Annotated in this window: 8 protein-coding genes; 7 read left to right on the top strand and 1 reads right to left on the bottom strand. The window is 49.4% G+C overall.

The annotated features are described in order from the left end of the window. Positions 1 to 216, top strand: a 216-nt coding sequence (locus H6F90_RS29595; RefSeq protein WP_190555525.1) for a sigma-70 family RNA polymerase sigma factor, incomplete at its 5' end; no start/stop codon positions are given. Between the two features lie 9 nt (positions 217 to 225). On the opposite strand, the gene H6F90_RS29590 is transcribed toward H6F90_RS29595, so the two are convergent. Next, complete coding sequence (locus H6F90_RS29590; protein ID WP_190433622.1) at positions 226 to 507, bottom strand: hypothetical protein; 282 nt, start codon at positions 505 to 507, stop codon at positions 226 to 228. A gap of 163 nt (positions 508 to 670) precedes the next feature. On the opposite strand from H6F90_RS29590, the gene H6F90_RS29585 reads away from it, so the two are divergent. The 6 genes from H6F90_RS29585 (at position 671) to H6F90_RS30325 (ending at position 6,653) form a co-directional block, all read left to right on the top strand. Beyond that, positions 671 to 2,713 carry a DUF3352 domain-containing protein gene (locus tag H6F90_RS29585; RefSeq protein ID WP_370588137.1) on the top strand — a complete coding sequence of 681 codons (2,043 nt, stop codon included), beginning with the start codon at positions 671 to 673 and terminating at the stop codon, positions 2,711 to 2,713. A gap of 14 nt (positions 2,714 to 2,727) precedes the next feature. Continuing rightward, positions 2,728 to 3,912 (top strand): M20 family metallopeptidase, encoded by a 1,185-nt coding sequence (locus tag H6F90_RS29580; RefSeq protein WP_190433626.1) that lies wholly within the window; start codon positions 2,728 to 2,730, stop codon positions 3,910 to 3,912. A gap of 148 nt (positions 3,913 to 4,060) precedes the next feature. Then, a complete protein-coding gene (locus tag H6F90_RS29575; RefSeq protein ID WP_190555522.1) occupies positions 4,061 to 4,315 on the top strand; it encodes a hypothetical protein in 255 nt (84 codons plus the stop codon). A 204-nt stretch (positions 4,316 to 4,519) separates the two neighbouring features. Continuing rightward, entirely contained in the window at positions 4,520 to 4,924 is a 405-nt protein-coding gene (locus H6F90_RS29570) for an NIL domain-containing protein (RefSeq protein ID WP_190433629.1), read from the top strand. A 28-nt stretch (positions 4,925 to 4,952) separates the two neighbouring features. Continuing rightward, positions 4,953 to 5,378, top strand: a complete 426-nt coding sequence (locus tag H6F90_RS29565) for a hypothetical protein (RefSeq protein WP_190433631.1) — start codon at positions 4,953 to 4,955, stop codon at positions 5,376 to 5,378. 423 nt (positions 5,379 to 5,801) lie between these two features. Next, positions 5,802 to 6,653, top strand: a complete 852-nt coding sequence (locus H6F90_RS30325; RefSeq protein ID WP_199296271.1) for a peptidoglycan-binding protein — start codon at positions 5,802 to 5,804, stop codon at positions 6,651 to 6,653. Positions 6,654 to 6,692 lie beyond the last annotated feature (39 nt).

Here is a 6,692-nt window from a genome sequence, read left to right as displayed (position 1 = left end):
CTCGAAGAAGACCGTCAGCAGTTGCAGAGAGCGCTGAGCCAGCTAGAAGACAAGACAAGAGCCGCGATCGAGCTTGTTTACTTCAGCGACTTGTCCCGCAAAGAAGTTGCAGAGCGGATTGAAGTTAGCCCCATGACAGTGACTCGCCGCATTCAGAGAGGCATCCAGCAGATGGTGGCTTATCTCCAGCCTCAAGAATTACAAAGCGATCCTTAACTTCAGGATTTAGTAGAAGCAGGTCAAGCTCCAATATTCATCGCAGCTAATTTTCTCGTCTTCTAGTAGGGTGCCTAGCACATCTAATAAAGCTTGAATTGCGACTTCGCGGTCAATAAAGTGACGCCCTGCTACCAAGGCAGCCGCAAAGCTGTTGTAGGTCTCTCCTTCATTCATGCCACCCGGTACACTGGGGTGATGGGCATCGAACCTGAAGGAATCACCATAAGGGATGACCTCAAGGAGCCAGCCATGATAAGGCATCCGGTTCGGCTCGCTCTTCAACATCATAATCGTCTCCAGCAATCTCGTTATTCAGTACCAGGTGTTCAGCCGTCAATTTTGGCTGATGGTGTCATTATTCCCACCTGAACTGCCAGAAGAACCAGTCAAACCTGGAGTTGAACCTAGATTGCTAAACCTACAGGAATAGGCTAGTCTGTGAACAAAAAAGGTGGAGAGAACTTTGCTACATCGTTTCGCATTACCACTTCTTGCACTTCTAGCAACGAGTCCAAGTTATGTAATCGCGCAACCCAGTTCCCCATCTAACGTTGCTAAATCTTCCTCACTCACTACTACGTTGCCTGCTAATGTTGCGGGTGTAGTATTTGTCAACACCAATACTGAGGCTTGGACCACACTGACACAGTTTCAGTTGTTTTCCCAAGCTGGACCTTTTCTAGCCGGACTGCCCGCTCTTTTTCTAGGTCTAGACTTAACCACAGATGTACAGCCTTGGCTAGGTGAGCGAGTGGCGATCGCTCTCATGCCCTTCACGGGTTCAGAAAAGAACTCCGACGATCGCTTAGAAAATAGCTCGGAACTTCTTAACGCAAACCATGCCCTTTTGCTAGCCCCAGTTAAAGACACTCAGCTTTTGAATGCTTTTTTGACAAAGCTCAAGGCATCCCGAAGCCAACTTCCGCTCGAGCGTCAATATAAAGGAGTTACCGTTTGGGAGTGGCCTGCGGAAAAGCCAGCGCAGTGCGACAGTGCCTCACCAAACCAGCCAGGCTGCGAGTCAGCTCCAGAAACTGAATCAGAGCCTGAAACTACACCTCAAGCACCCTCTGAGGAAGAAATTCAGCCGACTGAACCAACGACTCAGACTTTGACAGACAAGCCACAGGCATTTTCCAAACTCAAAGCTGTCGGTTCTACGCCTACTTTACCTTTACCTCCCATTCCCGGAGGGGGACTCTCGATTCCCTCCATTCCTAGCCCTCAGGCAGGTTTAGCGATCGCTGTCTTGCCTGGTTACTTGGTGACAGCTACCACTCCAGCCCCGATCGAACAATTAATTGATGCCCGCCGCAGCAAGAGCCCAGCGCTAGCAACGAATCCGCAGTTTCAGCGCACAATGCAGCATCCCCAGTTTCAGCGATCGCTGCTGGTAGCTTACGGCAACATCGCTGAGATTGCTCGCTTCCCTCAGCCCCAGTTCCCGATTCCCACAACACCTCCCACGGAAGAGCCTACTTCTCCCCAACCGCAAACTTCTCAGCCTCGTAAATTAAAAGCAGATTCTCAGCCACCCAGCCCAGTGCCAATGGAAGGGCTGACGGTTGGCCTAGAACGCTTAGCCCAAGATTACAGCACCGTTGATGGCTATGTATGGTTGCAGCCAGAAGGCGTTCACACCCAAATTAGTACTTACTACAAAACGCCACAACCCACCAAAGCTGATGTTTTGACTCCCAATGCCGAGCAGATTCTAACGCGGATGCCAGGGGCCACTTATCTAGCCAGTACTAGCCGCAATCTCAAGCAGCAATGGCAATCCTTCGTAGATATTACTCAAGCGGAACCAACCCTACAACCAGCTTTACAGGTCGTTCGGGATGGGATTCGGACCCTCAGTGGTTTAGATTTGGAGCGCGATTGGCTGCCTTGGATGGATGGGGAATATGCAGCGTTTTTGTTTCCCGATAATCAAGGGCCCTTCAGCCGCCTCTATCCCAACCTGGACTTGGGCTTGGGTTTGGTGATGCAAACCAGCGATCGCCCTGCCGCTGAAGCCGCCCTGAAAAAGTTCGACCAGTTCATCAAATCGCAATCCGGTAGCGCTTTGAACATTGCGACCCGTAGCATTCAAGGCCAACCCGTCACCAGTTGGGAATTTGCAGAAGCAGGCGATCGCCAAAGTTTCTTCGCCCATAGTTGGGTGGATCAAGATACGTTAGTGGTCACAACTGGGCTCGGTCCCATGAAGGCGCTCAACCCTAAACCGTACCTACCACTTAACCAAAATCGCACCTTCAAAACCGCTACCGACTCTTTTTCACGTCCCAACCAAGGCTATTTTTATACGAACATGGGAGCTTCCCTATCGTTTATCTACGGCCTATTTCAGCCTTATAGCAACGCCCCAGAGATGAGAGAAGTCAAGCGCTGGCTCGGCACAGTTTATAGCATTAGTGCTTCTAATTCTGCTACACCAGAAAAGCAACAGTTTGATAGTCTACTCGTTCTGGCACCAACCAGAAAGCCATAGCAGCGCCCATTGTCATGCTTAGTCAGATTAAAGAGATTGCTCATACCCTCGCCCCGCGTTTAATTGAAATTCGTCGCCATCTGCACAGTCATCCAGAACTAAGCGGCCAGGAATATCAAACGGCTGCTTATGTAGCGGGTGTTCTTTCCTCCTGCGGGTTGCATGTGCAAGAAGCAGTAGGCAAAGTTGGAGTCGTAGGTGAACTGCCAAATCAAGGCACCGACCCACGGTTGCTCGCGATCCGGACAGATATGGATGCCCTGCCAATCCAGGAGCGAACTGGTCTAGAATTTGCTTCGCGACAGCCTGGGATTATGCACGCCTGCGGCCATGATATCCACACCACGGTGGGTTTGGGTACAGCCATGGTGTTATCCCAACTCAACGGCGCTTTACCAGGCCCGGTGCGTTTTCTGTTTCAGCCCGCCGAAGAAATTGCCCAAGGGGCAGGTTGGATGGTAGCAGATGGCGTTATGGATCAAGTCACGGCGATTTTATCCGTTCATGTCTTTCCGTCGATTCCCGCTGGTTCTGTCGGCATCCGCTATGGAGCCCTGACTGCGGCGGCTGATGATTTAGAAATTTTGATTGTGGGTGAGTCGGGTCATGGGGCGCGACCCCACGAAGCGATCGATGCGGTTTGGATTGCGGCTCAAGTCGTGACTAACTTGCAACAAGCCATTAGCCGTACCCAAAATCCCCTGCGTCCCGTGGTTTTGACGTTTGGGCAGATTAATGGGGGACGGGCTCCTAATGTAATTGCTGACCAGGTGCGTCTCCAAGGAACTGTGCGATCGCTCCATCCTGAAACTCGCAGCAATCTGCCCGAATGGATCGAGCAAATTGTCGCCAATGTTTGCCAAACCTACGGTGCCAAATACGAGCTGCACTATCGTCGGGGAGTGCCTTCAGTCCAGAATGATCCAGCCCTAACCCAGTTGCTAGAAGCAGCGGCTCATGAAGCTTGGGGGAGCGATCGCGTACAGATTTTACTAGAGCCTTCTTTAGGCTCTGAAGATTTCTCTCTTTATTTAGAACATGCTCCTGGCAGCATGTTTCGCTTGGGTGTGGGCTATCCCGATAAATTCAATTACCCGTTACACCATCCTCAATTTGAGGTGGATGAGTCGGCAATTCTAACCGGAGTTGTTACTCTAGCCCATGCTGTTTATAAGTACTGGCAACGGGAGCATCGTTAGGACGGAACGGTCTTGGTCAACACTCCGACCCTGCTCAACCAACCTCAACCAACCTCAGTCAGGCGAGCATTCTGCCCTACGAGAGATCAACTAGGAGAAAAGCTTAGCTAAATTGGCTGGTAAGGCAGAACTGAGAAGAATTAAATTCATGGCTTCACCTACACCTTTAAAGGGTACAGATCTGATTGACTGTGCCAAAGCGAATGCCAAACAAGGAGTTGAAACTGCTGCTCATCTCTGTGGCTATGGCAGTGATTTGAATACATTTGAGCGGGAATTGCACCAAGCCTGTCAAGACATTGGGGTTAACATTAACGAGCTCAGCGATCTGATTACGGATCAACAACAGCTAATTCAGTTTGCAGGCACTGAAGTCGCCCCTGATAGTCCTTCATCTTTATAAAGTACTAGGCTGTCTGATTTAGGTCTTGCAACAACCCTGTTCTGGTAAATTGAGCACAACACAATTGTAGGGGTACCTCTGGTAGGTGCCCTTTTGCATTGAGTAGGCCCAAGATAGGTTCCTTGCAATTCTCTACTTGGGGCGCTGATAGAGAAATCTATAATAAAGGTCAGTACAACAAAGCAACCTTTATGAGCGCCTGCTGTGAAAAAACGGGTAACTCTGACCTTTCCTAAACGTTCTGTGCAAATGCCTGTCACTTACCGGCTGGCCAAAGACTTTAATGTTGCCGCTAATATTATTCGCGCTCAGGTTGCCCCTAATCAGATTGGCAAGCTCGTTGTGGAGTTGTCTGGGGATATTGATCAGTTGGATGCAGCCATTGACTGGATGCGATCGCAAGACATTGGAGTTTCCTTAGCGAGTCGAGAACTGCTGATTGACGAAGATGTTTGTGTGCATTGTGGTCTCTGCACTGGCATTTGTCCCACCGAAGCCTTGACCCTCGATCCGCAATCTTTCCGACTTACTTTCACGCGATCGCGCTGCATTGTTTGCGAGCAGTGCATTCCAACGTGCCCAGTTCAAGCGATCTCAACTAATCTGTAAACTAAATGGATGGCAATAAATCGCGTGAATGGCATTGCTGAAAAAACTTCCTTGGCTCTCTCTAGCACTTTTAGTAGTTGCCTACTGTACATGGGGTTGGTTCCTTTACCCATCCCGCAGTTCGGGGTTTGATTGGTTGTTTGCTGCTGCCTTCGCCATCATTGTGGCAGGATTATTGACCGCGCCTGAAAAAAGCCTGCGATCGCGATTTTTCACTTGGTCTGTTTCTAGCATTGGTAGATTTATCCTAGTGCTTTGCGGCTCCGCGCTAACAGCCGTAGTTCTCTACATGGCTAATGTTTTTGTTCATATTTTAGTTACAATTTCTGCTTGTATGTTGGCAAGGCTAGACTTACAAACTGCCGGATTCAAGCAGTTAACCGCCTTCTGGGTCTTATCAGCATTTTCTCTAGTTGGCTTAGGATTGGGCTGGACCTTTCACTATTTCGCGTAAAGGCAAGCAATAGAGCAAGAAAAAAGCAGCCCTTGTAGGCTGCTGGTGTGGTGTGTGAGGAGTAGTTAGCTCTAGATTAAGGGAGTTCGATGGCAACTGCAATTCAGTTACAGTTTTCGATACAATCGCCTGAAACGCCCGCAGCTTAAACTTTTCAAAAATTTTGCCTCACAAAACTCTCTTCAGTCACCGGATGGACAATGTAGAAAGCGTCACACGGTACCCCAAGATTAGAGTTGAATTTAACGACACTATGAAAAGCGCTTAACTGTCCTCTTGCCCTACAGCATTCTACGCAGTGGGGCAATTTTGTTTTTAAAGTAGATTGTCAGGTTCCTAGCTGAACCAGATCACACATGAGATAAACTCAGGGGAGTTTGGCATGCGATCGCATGTCACTGAGTTGACAGAGGAGTGAGGTCAATGAAAAGCAGCCTGGATCGAGGCTTAGCGACTCCCAGCATCATTTACACTCCGCTTGTTCGCTGGAGCATCATCAGTCTACTAACGGCTAGCTCAGTCGGTACCTTCGCATGGATGGCTGAAGCTCAAGAAGCTGCCAACCAAGCGCCAACTGGCAGTACATTAACTAGAACTCCAGGTAGCTTGATTAATCGAGCTACCTTAAAACTAGGCACTCAAGGTCGAGACGTTTCTGAGCTACAGGCAACTTTAAGGTTATTGGGCTTCTACGCTGGGGTAGTAGACGGCTTTTATCGCGAAAGTACTGCGATCGCGGTCTCTCGCTTTCAAACAGCAGCAGGACTTCCTGCGGATGGCATCGTTGGGCCTGCCACCTGGGATCAACTCTTTCCACCAACCGCTAACCTACGTTCGTCTACCACCAACACTATCTCTGCGGCCAATCTTTCCTCTACTACCAACTCTGCTGCGGCCTTTCCCACTCCCAATATCACTAATTCCAGCAACCCAAATCCTGATCGCTCCCCAGCTCTAGCTACTACCAATCTTAGCAACTCAAACCCCAATAGGGACTTAGTAGGTAGTAATAGTTCTGCAAGGCCAGTTGTCCCCTCGAGCTCCACTGAACCTGAAGCCTATACGGTAGAGTTACCAGTTTTAAGATTAGGCATGCAAGGCTCCGCAGTTTCTAGACTGCAAGAGCGCTTACAAGCCGCCGGATTTTTTCAAGGAGCCATAGATGGTGCCTTTGGGCCAGAAACCCAAAATGCGGTTCAAGCAGCTCAGCGCCAGTATCAATTAGAAGCAGATGGTATCGTTGGGCCTGCAACTTGGAGTGCCTTGCTGCGTTAGCTAGTTTTGACTCAAAAGAAACTTGAGCTTTGAAAAAGT

Origin of the sequence: Trichocoleus sp. FACHB-591 (assembly GCF_014695845.1) — a bacterium.
In the GTDB taxonomy this organism is placed as follows: domain Bacteria; phylum Cyanobacteriota; class Cyanobacteriia; order FACHB-46; family FACHB-46; genus Trichocoleus.
Note: the sequence above shows the minus strand (reverse complement) of the source record. Positions and strands in the feature narration are given on the sequence as shown.

Excerpts from the sequence above, each read along its gene's own strand:
- H6F90_RS29590 (WP_190433622.1), bottom strand. The coding sequence starts at position 507 with ATGATGTTGAAGAGCGAGCCGAACCGGATGCCTTATCATGGCTGGCTC.
- H6F90_RS29580 (WP_190433626.1), top strand. The coding sequence starts at position 2,728 with ATGCTTAGTCAGATTAAAGAGATTGCTCATACCCTCGCCCCGCGTTTA.
- H6F90_RS29575 (WP_190555522.1), top strand. The coding sequence starts at position 4,061 with ATGGCTTCACCTACACCTTTAAAGGGTACAGATCTGATTGACTGTGCC.
- H6F90_RS29565 (WP_190433631.1), top strand. The coding sequence starts at position 4,953 with ATGGCATTGCTGAAAAAACTTCCTTGGCTCTCTCTAGCACTTTTAGTA.
- H6F90_RS30325 (WP_199296271.1), top strand. The coding sequence starts at position 5,802 with ATGAAAAGCAGCCTGGATCGAGGCTTAGCGACTCCCAGCATCATTTAC.